General features: G+C 44.1%; 13 protein-coding genes. 2 read left to right on the top strand and 11 right to left on the bottom strand.

Annotated elements, in window-relative coordinates:
* Positions 1-82: 82 nt before the first annotated feature.
* The 7 genes from BS614_RS17760 to BS614_RS32575 form a co-directional block, all read right to left on the bottom strand.
* Entirely contained in the window at positions 83-1,648 is a 1,566-nt protein-coding gene (locus BS614_RS17760) for an ABC transporter substrate-binding protein (protein WP_074094939.1), read from the bottom strand.
* Entirely contained in the window at positions 1,645-2,856 is a 1,212-nt protein-coding gene (locus tag BS614_RS17755; protein WP_074094938.1) for a M20 metallopeptidase family protein, read from the bottom strand. The genes BS614_RS17760 and BS614_RS17755 overlap by 4 nt, the downstream gene beginning before the upstream one ends.
* Positions 2,853-3,605, bottom strand: coding sequence for a FadR/GntR family transcriptional regulator (locus BS614_RS17750; protein WP_074094937.1), 753 nt, complete (start codon positions 3,603-3,605; stop codon positions 2,853-2,855). The genes BS614_RS17755 and BS614_RS17750 overlap by 4 nt, the downstream gene beginning before the upstream one ends.
* A 258-nt stretch (positions 3,606-3,863) precedes the next feature.
* Positions 3,864-4,961: a Gfo/Idh/MocA family protein gene (locus BS614_RS17745; RefSeq protein ID WP_074094936.1), complete on the bottom strand. Its 1,098-nt coding sequence runs from the start codon at positions 4,959-4,961 to the stop codon at positions 3,864-3,866.
* Positions 4,962-4,973: 12 nt separating this feature from the next.
* On the bottom strand, positions 4,974-5,897 hold the full coding sequence (locus tag BS614_RS17740; RefSeq protein ID WP_244898152.1) for a helix-turn-helix domain-containing protein: 924 nt from the start codon (positions 5,895-5,897) through the stop codon (positions 4,974-4,976).
* A gap of 24 nt (positions 5,898-5,921) precedes the next feature.
* Positions 5,922-6,926, bottom strand: a complete 1,005-nt coding sequence (locus BS614_RS17735; RefSeq protein WP_074094934.1) for a Gfo/Idh/MocA family protein — start codon at positions 6,924-6,926, stop codon at positions 5,922-5,924.
* 513 nt (positions 6,927-7,439) lie between these two features.
* Positions 7,440-7,895: a DUF5412 family protein gene (locus BS614_RS32575; RefSeq protein ID WP_167544405.1), complete on the bottom strand. Its 456-nt coding sequence runs from the start codon at positions 7,893-7,895 to the stop codon at positions 7,440-7,442.
* A 107-nt stretch (positions 7,896-8,002) separates the two neighbouring features.
* Here BS614_RS32575 and BS614_RS17725 point away from each other — a divergent pair, with 107 nt between their 5' ends.
* Positions 8,003-8,320 (top strand): transposase, encoded by a 318-nt coding sequence (locus tag BS614_RS17725; RefSeq protein WP_074094933.1) that lies wholly within the window; start codon positions 8,003-8,005, stop codon positions 8,318-8,320.
* Positions 8,321-8,331: 11 nt separating this feature from the next.
* Positions 8,332-9,195: an IS3 family transposase gene (locus tag BS614_RS17720; protein ID WP_084174583.1), complete on the top strand. Its 864-nt coding sequence runs from the start codon at positions 8,332-8,334 to the stop codon at positions 9,193-9,195.
* A gap of 156 nt (positions 9,196-9,351) precedes the next feature.
* On the opposite strand, the gene BS614_RS17715 is transcribed toward BS614_RS17720, so the two are convergent.
* The 4 genes from BS614_RS17715 to BS614_RS17700 all read right to left on the bottom strand — a co-directional run bounded on the left by BS614_RS17715 (position 9,352) and on the right by BS614_RS17700 (position 15,198).
* Positions 9,352-9,999 carry a restriction endonuclease gene (locus tag BS614_RS17715; protein WP_157116112.1) on the bottom strand — a complete coding sequence of 216 codons (648 nt, stop codon included), beginning with the start codon at positions 9,997-9,999 and terminating at the stop codon, positions 9,352-9,354.
* Between the two features lie 170 nt (positions 10,000-10,169).
* A complete protein-coding gene (locus BS614_RS31520) occupies positions 10,170-11,246 on the bottom strand; it encodes a hypothetical protein (protein WP_157116110.1) in 1,077 nt (358 codons plus the stop codon).
* 75 nt (positions 11,247-11,321) lie between these two features.
* Positions 11,322-12,113, bottom strand: coding sequence for a hypothetical protein (locus tag BS614_RS17705; protein ID WP_074094931.1), 792 nt, complete (start codon positions 12,111-12,113; stop codon positions 11,322-11,324).
* A 283-nt stretch (positions 12,114-12,396) separates the two neighbouring features.
* Positions 12,397-15,198 carry an alpha-mannosidase gene (locus tag BS614_RS17700; protein ID WP_074094930.1) on the bottom strand — a complete coding sequence of 934 codons (2,802 nt, stop codon included), beginning with the start codon at positions 15,196-15,198 and terminating at the stop codon, positions 12,397-12,399.
* Positions 15,199-15,206 lie beyond the last annotated feature (8 nt).

Raw genomic sequence — 15,206 nt, 5'->3', positions numbered from 1 at the left:
AAAAAAGAACGGCAGGAACATGGTTATCCAGTCCCTGCCGTTCACGGCCTATCTTTTCAATGACCGGTTGTTATACCCGATGTTACTGTGCAACAGGTGTAATCTCGTCAGCATAGAACATCTCGTCACTGCGCGGCGCGAAGCTCACTTTAGCATTTGTTCCGTAGACACCTTCCATTTGGTACAGATATACGGCTGGGCGCTCTTCAGAGAAAATTTGTTGTACTTGCTGATACTCTTTCTCACGAGCTGCAGGGTCCATGTTCACCAATGCCGATTGAAGCAGTTTTTCTACTTCAGGATTGTTATAATCCGACTCGCCTTTTGCTTCTTCCAACATATAACGATTGTAGTTATTCGAAGCGTCGAACAAGGAGTTACCAATACCAATCATGAAGATTTCTTTGAATGATTTGGAGCTGTAACGTTCACTGAATGCACTTGCTTCCAGGACATCCAGGTTGATTTTGAATCCGGCTTGTTCCAGCATCGCTGCAACAACTTCAGCCTGTTCTTTGTATTGTGCGGAAACGGAGATGGTCATCTCGGCTTCACCTTCCGCATAGCCAGCTTCTTGCAGCAACTGTTTCGCTTTTTCTTGATCATAAAGTGACGTTTTGTACAATGAAGGATCAGCACCGAAGTTGCCTGGTGTTACGGATGTGCGGGTTACGATACCTGCTCCGCCAGCAATGCTGTCCACGATTCCTTGTTTGTCGATAGCCAGGTCAATGGCTTCACGTACTTTCGGATCAGCCGTGATGCTGCCTTCTGTCTGACGGAAGATCAACTGAAGTACACGTTGGATTGGTGCTTTGACAATCTTTTTGTCTGCTTCGCCTTCGATCCGGGCAATGTCAGTGGACGGAATGGAAGACGCCACATCTACACCACCAGCAAGCAATTCGGATACCCGTGTGGAGGCTTCAGGAATAACGCGGAATACCACTTCATTCCATTTTGGTTCACCGTCAAAGTAGTTCTCGTTTTTCACCAGTTCCACACGATCATCTTTGGTCCATTTACTGAACTTGTAAGGTCCTGTGCCTACCGGTTGTTTCAGGAAAGCATCGAATCCTTTATCCGCAATATATTTTGCTGGCAGAATGCCTGCTCCCATTTTGGACAGACGATTCAGGAGCAATGGATCTGGACCATCCGTGATAATATCTACGGTATAGTCATCCACCGCTTTAACTTCTACGATATTTTTGAAATAACTGTTTTGTTTAAGTGTCTCGTCCTTGGCTACACGCTCCAGCGTGTATTTTACATCTGCTGAAGTGAATGGATCGCCATTGTGGAAGGTAACACCTTCACGCAGCTTGAATCTCCATGTTGTATCATCAACCTGATCCCATGATGTCGCAAGTCCCGCAACTTTTTTCTGTTCACTGTCATTTTTGATCAGATAATCAAAAACGTTGACCAGAACCGCCTCACTGGAGGTGTTGTTGTTGTTGTGCGGATCGAAACTCTCAATATCGGTTGCCGCAGCAACGGTCAGTGTTGTACTTGCGCTTCCACTGCCCGTTCCTTCTGTTGCGGAACTATCATTTGTGCTTGTCGATTTTCCTCCGCAAGCGCTGAGTACCATTACGACTGCCAGTAACGTGATCCACAAGCCTGTCCATTGTCTTTTTTTCATTGTGATTGCTCCCCCTCAGAAGTTGTATTCCGTGCCAAAAATTCAAGTGCTACTGCAGACAACATGCCCACACCATAAGGCATCGCTGTCTCATCGAGATCAAACATGGGATGGTGGAGTGGATAGCGAGTACGTTCCTCATCATTCCCAGATCCTAGTCTGAAAAACACACCCGGAACCTGTTCACAATAAAACGCGAAATCCTCGCCCCCTGTGGAGGGTTTGATATAAGTCCATCCCTTCTCCGCATTAACCTGATCACAAGTCTCTGTTAGCAGGTCAACCATACCGAGATCATTCACGACAACAGGGTATCCATCGCCGTAGACAACTTCGCATCCTGCTCCGAATGAATCACAGACCCCTTTAACAACCTGCTCGATCAAAGCTGGCATCCGCTCACGAATGGCAGGTGAGAGTGTACGAACCGTACCAATCATCTCCACTTCGGGGGCGATGGCTGTTCCCATATAACCTCCCGTGATTTTGCCAATCGTGACTACTGCCGGTTCAAGTGGATCAACCATCCGACTGACGATATTTTGCAATGCGGTGATGACCTGAGCGGATACCGCGATTGCATCAATACCCTCATGCGGACGAGCTGCGTGGCCACCCTTGCCAAACACCTTGATAATCAAGGGATCAGCTGATGCAAACGCCACGCCTTGACTCACACCCAAGGTTCCCGTGTTCTGTCCAGGTGTCATGTGTAATCCTGCGATGGCATCAACCTTTGGATTCTCCAGAACACCGTCCTGAATCATGGCTCTTGCACCTGCAAGTCCCTCTTCTGCTGGCTGGAAAATAAATTTGATGTTGCCTGATTTCGGTCTTCCAAGACCAGTAAGCAGTTGGGCGGCTCCCATCAGGATGGAGGTGTGAGCGTCATGTCCACACAGATGCGCTTTGCCATCCACTTGCGAGCGGTATTCCACCGCTTTCTGATCCTGGATCGGCAGAGCATCCATGTCTGCGCGCAAGGCAAAGGTTGGTCCATCGGTCTCTCCGCGAAGCAGGCCTGTAACCCCGGTCTGTCCGACATTGCGTGTAACTTCCAACCCCAGGCTTTCCAGATGCTCAGCTACGATAGCGGATGTGCGATGCTCCTCATAACCGATCTCCGGATGCTGATGTAAATCTCTGCGCCAAGCGCTTAACTGGGCTTGTAGTGGCTGAGCCAGCTGTATTAGTTCTGAACGATTCATTTGCTGTCATTCCCTTCATTTTTGTCCGATTCAGAAACCAAACGGGCATAGATTGCATCCGCTGAGAATTCGATATGCCTTTTCATCGTCTCCTTAGACTTGGTGCTATCATGGGCTTTCAATGCTTCAAGAATCTCCATATGTACACCGTGGTTGACGGTACGTATCCGGTCATCATAAGGCATCAGGTCGAGAGCCGGATTAATTTTCGTCCGGATCTGTCTGACGGCTCTCTCGCAGTACGGATTCCCCGAAGCCTTGGCGATGGTTAGATGAAATTTCACATCCAGCGCCCTGAACCATTCCCTTGTGCAGTCTGGCTCTATACTTTGTTCCACGTAACCCTCAAGCAGCTCCAGTTCGCCTGCGGTGATCCGCTCAGCAGCGAGAAAAGCTCCCTCTGGCTCGATGATGGTTCGATATTCAAACACCTTCAGCATCTGTAACCAATCCCGTTTAATTTCTTCTCTGGTCCGTTTATGCGAATTGGCTGTCAGAGGCAGTACAAATGTTCCGCCTTTGGCACCCACCCTTTTCTCTATCAAGCCTTTCTCTTCCAGTGAAGAGAGTGCCTCGCGAACGGTAATCCGGCTTACGTTAAAAATCTCTGCCAGATCTCGCTCGGCTGGAAGCTGTTCTTCACTCATTAATTCTTTCAAAATAATGGCTTCTTCCAGTTGTTCCCTAATGAATTCACTAACCTTTTTGGTAGATACTTTCTCAAAACGAAATGAAAACGTACTGGACATCTAAACACTCCGATCTGTATATGGTCTAGACCTTATACCATTAATATAATTCCGACTAAACTTATATGCAATACTTTTTTTTCAAGTAAATTCATATTTTTTTCTAACCACCCCCAAATTGAAGCATTTTGGCACAAAAAAAACGCATCTACACGCAGCAGATGCATCTTCCTTCTCGTTATTTTGCCCGTACACCAAAAACCCTCTGCCCCAAATAACAGGACAAAGGGTTTTGTAATTTATTGTTTTAAGCCTTTTCTATGCTTCGCTACCGTTATTCAAGTACACAGCCTTGCCCGTGCGAGCAGATTCATAGAGTGCTTCCAAGATTTGAGATACAACTAGTGCTTGTTTCGGTGTAACGACTGGCTCCTGATCGTTCTCAATCGCTTCAATCCACTTTCTCATCTCAACATCCGGTGCGCTCTCACTCTTACCATCGTAGAAAGCTACCCCGCCTGCACTCAGTTCAATCTCATTGGTGTATAAACGGCTAAATTTCTCGCCATTGATGCGCAGTCCGTTCTTCATGTCCGCACCCGCTTCGCTACCACTCAAGCTACATTTCGCCTCATCCACATCCAGTGAGTTCAGTGCCCAACTGGATTCCAGCATGATCGTTGCTCCATTCTCCATCACAATCATGCCAAAGGCCGAGTCCTCTACGGAGAATTGTTTTGGGTCCCAAGGGCCCCAGGCATTGGCCGCATTTTCACGTTGCGAAAGCTCATGATAAGTCGTACCCAGCACAACTTTTGGTTGATAGTTATCCATCATCCAGAGCGTCAGATCAAGTGCGTGCGTACCAATGTCAATCAATGGACCGCCACCTTGCTTCTCCTCATCCAGGAAAACACCCCATGTTGGTACTGCTCTACGTCTAATTGCATGTGCTTTGGCAAAATAAATATTCCCCAGGTCACCAGCTTCGCACACCTTCTTCAAATACTGACTGTCTTCTCTGAAACGGTTGTTGTATCCGATGGTCAGTTTCTTGCCGGTACGTTCTGCCGCTTCCAGCATGAGCTGTGCTTCAGCAGATGTCTTCGCCATTGGCTTCTCACACATGACATGTTTGCCTGCCTCCAGGGCAGCAATGGAAATCTCAGCATGAGAAATATTCGGTGTAAGCACATGCACAATGTCCAAAGACTCATCCTTGAGCAATTCCTGATAATCCGTGTAGACTTCGGCTTCAGTATTGCCATATTTCTGTTTGGCTTCATCCGCACGTTCCTGAACGATATCACAGAAAGCCACCAGTTCAACATTATCCAATTTACTCAGACTCGGCAGATGTTTGCCATTCGCGATTCCACCACAGCCAATAATTCCGATACGATATACTTTACTCATATATATTCACCCTCACTTAAGTATTGGTTGTTTCATTTTGCGAAAAGCCGACGGGGTCATCCCCAGACGTTTGCGAAATACAGCATGCAAATAGTTGGCATTATTGAATCCTGAAGCAAGTGCGATCTGTTCAATGGATACGTTACTTTCCTCCAGATTGCGGCACACGGCGCGCAAACGAATATCCTCCAGTACACGGCTGAACGGCATCTCCGGCTGTACTTGGTAGAAGATTCGCTGCAATTGTCTGCTGCTAATATGAAGTTTCTCAGCTACATGCTCCAGTGTGACCACTGAAGGGTGATTCGCCTCCATATACTGCACTGCATACTCATAGCGATACACCGACATATCCCGCACAGGGGCTTCCGGTCGATTCCCCCCGGTGTCGTATGCTCGCACGGTTTTAAGTAATATGCTGATGACCAGTTGCTTGATCGATGTATAATAACCTAACAATTTCTGATCACATGCTTCATAGGCTTCCAAAAAACAATGCATTGCCCGATGATAATCATTTACCGGAGTAAGCGGAAGCGTTCTCAGCTTTTCCATCGTTTCCTCGGATTCTGCTGCTTCCCAGGGATCGACATGTTCCCTTGGCTTGTGAACGATATCCACATGAAGACATAATTCATCCATGTCCTCTTTGGCATCAGCCTCCTGATAATGAACGACACCCGGTCCAGTCAAATACAGCATACCTTCCGAGAGTGCATGTGTCTGATCATCCAGAATAACTTTACCTTTACCTCTCGGGATAAAATGAAATTCAAACTCCGCATGATTATGGAAATCCACAACTCGGCCCGCTGGAAAAGAAGTCAGATGAAATCGCATCACGCGAATCTCATAATGTCCCCAAACCATTGAAATATCCAGTCTCTCCAGGAGATCCTGCCGTTCAAGCATTTTCTCATAAGGATACAGGCTCAAGATTGCACACCTCCTTAATAAAACCTAACCCTTCAACTCTTTCAGAGTAATTCTGCGCCCTTCCTTAGCTGAAAGATTCGCTGCTTCCATCAAACGGGTCAGCTCCATAGCGATCTGCACGTTTTCAGTTGCATCCGTATCATTCTGTATATGTGCAACCCATTGATTGAATGCGCTTTCTCTTTGATCTGCCAAAGGAAGTTCAGTCCACTCTTGATACTGTCCCTGTGCTGCTTTCGTGCGAATCAATAGCTTTTCTTCGGGTGTTCCGTACAGAAGCGTACCTTCCGTACCATGAACCTCAATCGTAAATGGAGAATGGCTGTTCACAAAACCAGCTTCAACAACGCCAACTGCTCCGGAATCCGTAAACAAGGTTGCAACTGCATTATCTTCCACTTCTTTGCCTGTAATATATCCAAAGTTCGCATTAACCGCTGTTACTTCCTGACCCAGAAACAGTTTGGCGAGATACATTGGATGGCAGCCCAGATCAATCAGCGCACCACCCTGACAATCCTTCAGATCATAGAAGTGTTCAGGCAACCAGTTGGAAATTGCTCCATCATGCGATAAACGCGCTCTAACATAAGTCACTTTACCAAGTAATCCCTGGTTAAGGACATCCTGAATCGTTAACGTATACCCTGCATTCAGTCGAGGTAAGGAGACTGTCATCTTGACGTTGTTTGCCTTTACCTCATTAAGGATTCTATTGGATTCCGCCTGTGTCGATGCAATAACCTTCTCTGTGAAGATGTGTTTACCTGCTTTTGCAGCAGCGGTGATCACCTCTTCATGAATGCGGGTTGGCGCATCTACAATAACGGCATCGATGTCATCCTTGGCCAGCATATCTTCGAGTGAAGCATAGAATGGTACGTTTAAACGTTCAGCCGCTTCCTGTCCGCGCTTGGCATCTTCATCCCAAACGGCTGCAATGACTGTATCCTCATGTTCCTGTGCCTGCTTGATGTAATCCCATGCATGAACATGCCACAAGCTAATTTTTCCAATTCGAATGCCCACTGTTGTCTTACCTCCATAGGATATAAGCTGAACCTGTAAAATTCACACTCAGCCACTCCGATTGCAGTACCATCTTCCGATCACTGTTATCCCCGTATTTTTTGAATCATTTCTTAATGGAGAAAATCCGGGTATAGCGTATGCTTCCGATGTAGCTTTCTTTCAGAAAGCTTTTAGGTGAACGCTTCGCTTCTACAGATTGGTTCTGCACTCTTCGTGTGCGCGTAAATGTTACATTCATCTTATATAATATTCTGACATTTATCTATAAGTTATCACAGACTTAATCTATTTTTAATAGAAACTCACGACAATAAATGTATAAAATCACGACACGTTCATCTTCTTTTAAAATCATTCAGTTCAATCTCTTATCGTATCTTCCGACTTATATGAGCTATACTCATCTGATCATGAGCACTTCTCTTCACCTTTTTATCGAAACGCAAAAAAAGCGAAACTCCGTAAAGGAATTTCACTTTAGCTATCAGTTAAGAAAAAAATACTATAAAATTACGAGCTACGGCGTACAGTTTCACCATTTAATAAATTAACTTTTTGATCATTAATTGAAATCGTGTGGTTATCGACCCATTCCAAGTCTACCTGATCCGTCTTTCCCTCATAATAAAATACTCTTTTAAACCAAAGTGGGCCTTTTAATTCCCCTATAACGCCAAACGATCCCATGGCTCCAGCGTTAGTTTTATAGAAACTAATTGTATAGTGCTTATCTGGTGAATGCGTAGTCGTAAGTAATTGTTTGTATCCAGAAAATATCGATGTAAATGACAGAGCACCCAAAAGGATGAAGATCAATACTAAGGATAGAACCGTTGAGATCCAACTTCTTACCTTCGTAGACTTGATCGATGTATCTTTAAAACCAAGTATGGCTATAGCTAATACTAAAATAGAAAGAATTAGAATTACATAGTTGGGAGGACTAACTAGCCATTTATTATTCATATGAGAATATAGTGAGTACATCGAAATAAAGTACAAAATGGAGCTAGAATAAAAAGTGGACACCCGTTAACGGACGGAAGGATAATAAGACTAACGGAGGTGTCCACATGGGAGAACAGCGGCAACGATATAACGAAGAATTCAAAAAACAAACGGTCAAATTCATTCAAGAGCAGACGAAGACACTTGGAGATTTGGCAGAAGAACTCAACATTCCAAAAAGTACGTTGCACCAATGGATGAGTAAGTACCGCGAACTAAAACATGAGCCTGTTGCCAGCGTAGATCGAGTGAAGGAACTGGAAGCAGAGCTTCAAGAGATGCGCCGGTTGCTTCAAGAGAAAGATCACACGCTTGCGGATACACAAGAAGAACTGGCGATTGTAAAAAAAGCAGTGCACATCTTCAGCAAACCAAAGAGCTAAGATTTCAGTTTGTGGAAGATCATCGCTCCGAGTTTTCTTTGGAGAAGATGTGCAGAACCTTTCAAGTATCACGGAGCGGATATTACAAATGGCGAATGGACCGAACCAGCATGCGGCAGAACCGTAAAGACGAGGTCATGAAGCGTATTCGGTATCATTTTTACGACCACCAGATGCGGTGTGGAAGCCCTAAAATTACGTATCTGCTCCATTTAGAAGGGTTGCGAATCTCTTCCCGTACCGTCAGTATATACATGCGTCAAATGAATCTACGTTCTGTGGTCATGCCCAAATATCGCGTTCAGACTACGGATTCCAAACACGACCATCCCCTTGCGCCAAATACGCTGAATCAGCAATTTAAAACGTCCAAACCGAATACGGTATGGGTTACCGACATCACCTACATTCCTTGCCGAGGAGGTCGTCTATATCTCGCCAGCGTTCTGGATCTGTGCACACGTGAAATTGTAGGCTGGCGTCTATATAATCATATGGAAACCAGTTTGGTGATGGGTGCACTGGAGGAAGCTTACAATGCCAAACGCCCCGCTCCGGGATTACTCCATCACTCGGATCGCGGCTCTCAATACACGTCAAAAGAATACGTGGAGCAACTAAAATCATACGGAATGGAATCAAGCATGAGCCGCCGAGGAAACTGTTATGATAACGCCTGTATTGAGTCATGGCACAGTATTTTAAAGAAGGAACTCATTTACTGCAACCCTCGTTTTAAGACACCGGAAGAGGCTTATACTGCCATCTACCAGTACATTGAGTTCTATTACAACCGCAAGCGAATGCATGGCGCGCTAGGGTATCTTTCCCCTGCTCGTTTTGCAATGAAATTTACGGACAAATCGGCAGCGTAGTGTCTACTTTTTTGACATAGGTCCAAAATTAGGACTATAAATAAAATAACCCAGCTTAATTTCCTCACTAAGATGAACCCCCTCTTCCCACTTAGGTTATGTATGAACAGTCAACGGAATCAATCATTTTTCTACTGAATACTATGCTATCTGTTTTCACTTACTCATCACTTTTTTTACATACTTTTCTGCCTTGTAATCTTTTCGAACCTCATGTAGCGTATTGCTATTCGCTTCCGACCAGGATTCAAGTATCATCCTCGGTTCCGCTTCAATGAAGTCACGCGCCTCAATCATATCACCGTCTCTAAAAGCCTCAATCACATGAATTAAGTCAGTTCGATCAATCAACTTTACAAAGTTAATACCAGCTAATGTCTCACACGACTCTGTGAAGTGGGATGAAGTAATTACGATTGCTTTCTTAGCCTTGTAATATCTCATGCAAGAAAACACCTCTTGTACAGCGCTGATGCCGACTGGATACTCTATTGAGTATCGCTTTGCTTGGATGACATTTCTAACACCTTCCCGATCAGTGAAAACTACGTCAGCACCAAAATCGCGACTTCCTAAAGTTTTATAAACCCCTGAATAGCCCAACTCAATTAACAATCTGTACAAGTACATCTCGAAACCAGAGCCATCCTCCATCTTGTCTATATCAGCGATAGTAATAGCTTTTAAGTCGTAATTTTCCTTAGTGAATCCCCCTGATCTCTTGTGTTTACGTGTTAAACTCAGAATCCAAAGGCTAAGTGCAATAATCACTACTACGATGAATACAAATAAAATATAAATCATTAGGTCTACCTCCATTACAACAAACTAGCACAATAATACCACATTTTTCTATATTGGGGATAAAACGAAATAGACATCCTCATTTTTAAAGAACGTGTTTTAACCCAAACTAAAAAAACGCCACAAATTGGTAAGTGACGTTTAGCTCTAAGGAAGTGTTTAAGGAGAATTTAATTTATTTTTATGGGATTCGTTAAAAGCATAAAATTATTAATGAAGCCCTCTTTTTGAAGAAATATGGCTTCCACTTGTTGCGTTTTCAAATCATAGAAATAAATCCCTCTTTCCTGATTTTCGTTTGCTTGTGTATTTTCTCCGAGGAAATAGAAACCCTGCCCGTCTTTGGACAAAAACAATTCACTACTGGCCTTAATGGGAAGGTCAATTTCGTTTCTTTCTCCTGTTTTAATATTAACCATACTATATTTAATTGGATACTTGTTGATATGCTTTGCAGTAGCAATAAGAATTTGGTCTCCCCTTGTTGATAAGGTTAGAATTTGTTCCTCCTCTAGTTCAATAACCTTGCGCGTCTGTTTAGAGATTGGATCTATCTCAATGATCGTATGGTTTGGAGGAACCATCGGAGTTTGCGTTTTATTGGACTCCTCCATATGATTATATTGCTCCTCTTCTGAATATTGGATGGCATAGGATTTTCTTGTTTCTGGATCATAAGAAATATCCCATGTTGTTGTATCCGAATCATTGTCATTCAATATGGTCATGTCTTGAGTTTCTTTATCAAAAAACATAACTTTGACAGGTCGTTCTCCGTTCTTAACAGCAGCCATAACTAATGTATGATCAACGGTATCCGGAATAATCGAATTGATTGCAAATAAGTCGGAGCTTAATTGCTGGGTGATCTGTGTTTTTATATCATAGGAAAACAATTCGTCACCCTTATCTTTTCCAGATCCCGAATAGTAGATGGTGTCTTCTGCTAATGAAGCCACTGTTAAGGGATATTGAGAGTTATAGGGTAAATCAGCTAATTTAGTTAGATTCTTAGTGTGGATATCATATGTGTATACTCTCATTACCATTCCATCATTGGTATCTTTTCCATTAACATACTCGGTGTTTGTAATTGAAAGATATTCATGGGTTTGTGGACCAATGGTTTGCATATCAGTCGGGTTCACTTTTTCAATTGCTTGTTTTTCGGAACTACATCCCCCAATGAAGAGAAGTAGGGTAATTATGACTGAAATAAATTTTATGATTGAAAATTTTTTTTTCATGATTCATCATCCTTTTCATTAAGAAGATACGATAAGGAGGCGAATATATCGCCCCCTTTATAAAAATCTTATAAATTAGAATGTATAGAAGTATCTTCCTTTAAACGATAGGGAGGAAGACCATTTTAGGTCGAAAAGTTCTACTCCAGTTTTCCAAATATCTAATGTCGCGTCTGGAAGCGCTCCATTATCTCTCTTAGTTACATTTGCAAATATATTATTATCCAAATTTCGCGCATCCAAAACTTGCTCATATTTAGGATTATCTATGTCTCCTCTTGTTGCTGCATCACCTTTTTTCAAAGTGTTACTGTTTTCGCCAGTTGTATCAGTAAAATTAGTGAATCGTCCCTCACCAAGAACAGTGCTCGTTGTAATTGTAATTTTATTATTGTTATCTCCATAAGTATAGGTTCCGGTTGCTTTTCTAGTGCCTCTTGGTAGGGCTTTATAAGCAGCTAATGCGAAGTCGTTCCCTTGAGGGAAAACAAACTCCTTTATGTAACCCTCGCCATCGTATATAACTTTCAAACCTGGCTGTGGAAGAGGGTTCTCAACTTTATATACAGGCAAATTTTTCGCTTCTTCTTTAATTTTTTCAATGAATTCTTCTTCAATTTTTAATTTATCAAGATCTATTTTTTGTGTGACACTCTTTGTTGTTTGACCTTGATAGACGGAAGGGATATTTACTGGTTCACCCTTTTCCAAAATAACCATCTGATTAGATCCGTCATACTCTAATATTGTTCCCGCCTGCATTCTGGTAGGAATTATACTAACTGACTCTTCTGAATAAGCGAAAGAAGCGACACTACCAACAAATAAGGATGCTGTAACTAATAAAGCTGAAACCACTTTTTTCATTTTTATATCTCCCTCTCAATTTTTAAATATATTTGAAAGCTGGCCAGCTATTCAAAACTCTATATTATGGTAAATAAGTATTTATATAGAATACAATATCCTCTTTTACAAATTAAGTCAATAAATAAAATGTTAATTATTTGATTGGACAAAAGAACTTATACCGAGTTAACAAGCCACTATATTAACGACCTTTAGTGGGTGATTATTTTGACTAACAAAAACCTCCTGTCCACTCTACCGTGAACAGAAGGTTTCTATAATTATGATGTTCAAAATCAACTCAACGTAACGCATACCCTTGTGTAACAATCTTGTACCCCGATACCGTCTGGCTGTGTCCCTCCAACGTGTCCTTAACCCGTTCCAGCACATCGCTCTCATAAACGGAGGCTGTTTCGAATCCAGTTTGCACGTTCAACTCAACGGGTTCGGAGTTTAGATTATACCAGCGAGCAATCAAATCTCCGGTTTCCTCTGCGATCTTAAGTGAGGAGAATGCCAGTGTCGAACCTTGTGTATTCCACGCCAACCAATGCTTCGACAGAGGTAGTTCCACCTTCTGCCCATTAGCTTCGACGTGACCTTCCCGCTCAAACGTACGCGCTAATGACCCTAGCTGTACAGTCGTCCACGGAATCGGATACGCATATGCGGATGCACATGCACCTGACTGTGCCGCATCGCCCGCAAATGGAATAATAGCATATTCCACACTCTGAGGTCCCAGACATTGGGCTTCTGATGTTTCAAACACACCCCAATCTCCCAGTTCCGAAGAGGCACGCAGCAGCGTAACCGCAATCGTACTGCCCTCTTCATGCTGTAAAATTTCGTATTCATTCAGCCCTTTGTTCGCAATCATCAAGCCATGATCACCATCGGTCACATGTACAAACGCTTGCTGATGCTGCGCATTACTCGGATTCACCCATTCTTTGGCCGGTGTATTGGAACGTTTGGCGATTTCAAAGATGGAATCTGCATAATGATCCTCTGTCACCAGTCCTGATGGAAAGAGTGCGCGCAGTCGATGATCCTTGGCCTGATTGTTAAAGTCAGATTTTACCTTGACCATATTACTGCCCGCTTCCAACGTATACGTTGTCGTAATCACCAACGGAACAGTGTTCTTGACTCGCTGTGCCTTCCGTTCTGTAAAAGGAACCATTTGGCGCTTCTCCAGCTCAAACAATTCGTCTGCTTCAGCAGGAATATCCCAGCGTAATACACTTTCCATAACTGCCCGATACGGAGACTGCTCCACAATCCGCAGGTCCGCCTTCAGATGCTCCGTTGTCAGCGTGGTCTCTCCCTCCGGTTGACGGTAGACATATTCATTGCCGATATCACCGGTATTTTCATATGAATTCAATCCCCTGTATACAGCACCGGAGACCTTATCTTCAATTGTAGCCGTACCATTCTCTTCAACTGTCACCCGCAAATGACCGTTCTCCATCATCATTCCCTGCACCTGGATGAGTTCGCTCGTATCGGGCACTTCAACAATCTCAACAATCTCTGCTTGCTTCTCTACTGGAATGAGAGCATATGTCTTATATCCCAGCGAAGGTACATCCACCGCCTGGAAAGTCACTCTTACTTTACGAGCCATATAAGGCTGTCGGAAGCGATCCTTCGGAAGTTCATAGCCGAAATGCGCACCCAGATCCTTGATTTCTGCCGAATACGTGCGTCCATCTGAATCGACCAGCTGATACGATGGTAACGCATCCTCTTCCAACTTTTGCGCAAGGGATTGAGGATTAGGACCTTCTGGGAAAAATGCTTTGTCCACAATCAGATCCATCTCAATGATTCCATTTCGATTCCACCCACTCGTGTTGAACACGGTGAACAGCACTGCTTCCTCTCCCCAAGCCTCAGCAGGTTGCACATGAATGGACTCAGCAATCGCCTGCGCGCTCTGGGAAACCAATTTCTCTGCAAGCTGTCTGCTCTTGGCGAAGCGGGTCACCATCTCACGGTGAACCTCATCGACACTGCATCCGCAGATGCTATCATGCGGGTGGTTCTGCATCAGCATCTTCCATGCATGTGTCAACAGATGGTGCGGATAATCCTTTACCCCAGCTATATGGGCCATGGCGGCGAGTGGTTCGGCTACTTTTTCAAGCAACATCTGCCCCTGCTGATTCAACTGTTTCAGATAAACCCTGGCAGATGCCGTATTCACCAGTGTTCCCCAACCATCCGTGTGCTGACTGCGAAGCTCGCCCTCAATGGTCGCCAGATGTTCAGGCACTTCCTTCGTAACCGCCTCAATGTAATCGTCAAAATTGGAGTGGATAAATTCTACATCAGGATACAACGCAGCCGCCGTACGTAAAGCCTCGGGCAGATCCGTCTGGATCGGCTGGTGATCACAACCATTCATGAACAACAGATGTGGAGTCGAGGCAAACTTCTCGGCATCCTCCAGATTTTTATCCCAATATACTCGGGCTTTCTCCGGATCAACCGGAACTTCCATCCCATTGCAGTACCAATTCGCGAACAAAATGCCGAGCACTTCCGAACCATCCGGCGAACGCCAGATCATCTCCGAATAGGGAGATTCATAACTGTCTGCATCAACCACCGCATTATTAAATCCCGTAGGCTTTACCCCGCGCCCGAAGATCGCGTTATGAATGTCCGCCTGTTGCAGAATCTGCGGTGCCTGTCCCATATTTCCAAACGAGTCTGGGAAGTATCCCGTCTTGGATATCACACCCAAAGGTCGAGCATCCCGATGACCGATGAGCAGATTACGCAAGTTGGCCTCACTGCTGGTCAGAAACTCATCCTGTAACACATACCATGGGCCAAAATGGATGCGTCCTTCACGAATATAACGGTCAAGTCTCTCCTGTTGTTCGGGCCGAACCTGCAAATAATCTTCACGAATAATCGTCTGCCCATCCAGATGGAAATAGCGATATTCCGGGTCCTGATCAAGCGTGTCCAGCAGTTTATCCATCAGCTCAATGAGCAGTACATGATGGTGTTCATAAGGCATATACCATTCGCGGTCCCAATGGGTATGCGAGATGAGATGTGCCGTCTTTTTGGTTGTCATGTTGCGTA

Source organism: Paenibacillus xylanexedens, from assembly GCF_001908275.1.
GTDB lineage: Bacteria > Bacillota > Bacilli > Paenibacillales > Paenibacillaceae > Paenibacillus > Paenibacillus xylanexedens_A.
This window is presented reverse-complemented; position numbering and strand designations above follow the sequence as displayed.

What these genes read in the sequence shown, in the direction of transcription:
- BS614_RS17760 (WP_074094939.1), bottom strand. Translation starts at nt 1,648, where the DNA reads ATGAAAAAAAGACAATGGACAGGCTTGTGGATCACGTTACTGGCAGTC.
- BS614_RS17755 (WP_074094938.1), bottom strand. Translation starts at nt 2,856, where the DNA reads ATGAATCGTTCAGAACTAATACAGCTGGCTCAGCCACTACAAGCCCAG.
- BS614_RS17750 (WP_074094937.1), bottom strand. Translation starts at nt 3,605, where the DNA reads ATGTCCAGTACGTTTTCATTTCGTTTTGAGAAAGTATCTACCAAAAAG.
- BS614_RS17745 (WP_074094936.1), bottom strand. Translation starts at nt 4,961, where the DNA reads ATGAGTAAAGTATATCGTATCGGAATTATTGGCTGTGGTGGAATCGCG.
- BS614_RS32575 (WP_167544405.1), bottom strand. Translation starts at nt 7,895, where the DNA reads ATGAATAATAAATGGCTAGTTAGTCCTCCCAACTATGTAATTCTAATT.
- BS614_RS17725 (WP_074094933.1), top strand. Translation starts at nt 8,003, where the DNA reads ATGGGAGAACAGCGGCAACGATATAACGAAGAATTCAAAAAACAAACG.
- BS614_RS17715 (WP_157116112.1), bottom strand. Translation starts at nt 9,999, where the DNA reads ATGATTTATATTTTATTTGTATTCATCGTAGTAGTGATTATTGCACTT.
- BS614_RS31520 (WP_157116110.1), bottom strand. Translation starts at nt 11,246, where the DNA reads ATGAAAAAAAAATTTTCAATCATAAAATTTATTTCAGTCATAATTACC.
- BS614_RS17705 (WP_074094931.1), bottom strand. Translation starts at nt 12,113, where the DNA reads ATGAAAAAAGTGGTTTCAGCTTTATTAGTTACAGCATCCTTATTTGTT.
- BS614_RS17700 (WP_074094930.1), bottom strand. Translation starts at nt 15,198, where the DNA reads ATGACAACCAAAAAGACGGCACATCTCATCTCGCATACCCATTGGGAC.